Origin of the sequence: Pseudoalteromonas sp. NEC-BIFX-2020_015 (assembly GCF_012952265.1) — a bacterium.
Lineage (GTDB): Bacteria > Pseudomonadota > Gammaproteobacteria > Enterobacterales > Alteromonadaceae > Pseudoalteromonas > Pseudoalteromonas neustonica.
In genome coordinates this window covers 1-679 of the sequence record NZ_JABCJL010000092.1, presented here as the reverse complement: position 1 = coordinate 679, position 679 = coordinate 1, and the positions used below count along the sequence as shown (strand labels likewise).

The 679-nt window shown below is 32.5% G+C and carries 1 protein-coding gene; it reads right to left on the bottom strand.

The features are described 5' to 3' along the window. Positions 1-208: 208 nt before the first annotated feature. Entirely contained in the window at positions 209-493 is a 285-nt protein-coding gene (locus tag HH219_RS21685; RefSeq protein ID WP_169328611.1) for a hypothetical protein, read from the bottom strand. Positions 494-679 lie beyond the last annotated feature (186 nt).

The following is a 679-nucleotide window of genomic DNA, read 5'->3' as shown; positions in this document are numbered from 1 at the left end:
AATTCAATTAAAAAACGAGCTCCTGTAATTAACTCTAAGCGTTTTTAAAGCATTAGGTAATGCATTTGGAACCCATAAAACAGGCTGTTTTTCTTAAAAAAGAGTAATTCTACAGCCACAACGCCCTGTTAATGGGCAAAATATTGTTGGCTAAAATGTTGAGGAACGAAACACAGCCAACTGTATTTTGTCCTGATTAAACAGCTTGTTATGTTTTTGTGCTGCGCTCTATTTTTTTATATTTGATAAAGCAAAGTACAAAAGTTACAACACAACTAGCTTTTAAAAATAATAGGCTAAACGGACGCCACCAAGCACCTGTTTGTGCCTCGATAATATCGGAAATCCCAAATGCGACAAAAGCTATAGAAGCAATAAGACAAATTTTAAAGTAAGCATCTGATTTTCCAAGTTTAAAGGATTTCACCAATAAGCCTAGAGCGATAATAAACCAAAGAATTGATTCAATATAATTAAATTCAGCAATATCCATATAATACCAAGTGAAATTTGACTCTAATCAGTTAATTAAATACAAATACTGAGAAAAACATAACGAGGCTGTAGAATAACTCTAACAGCCAAATTCAATTAAAAAACGAGCTCCTGTAATTAACTCTAAGCGTTTTTAAAGCATTAGGTAATGCATTTGGAACCCATAAAACAGGCTGTTTTTCTT

What these genes read in the sequence shown, in the direction of transcription:
- HH219_RS21685 (WP_169328611.1), bottom strand. Translation starts at nt 493, where the DNA reads ATGGATATTGCTGAATTTAATTATATTGAATCAATTCTTTGGTTTATT.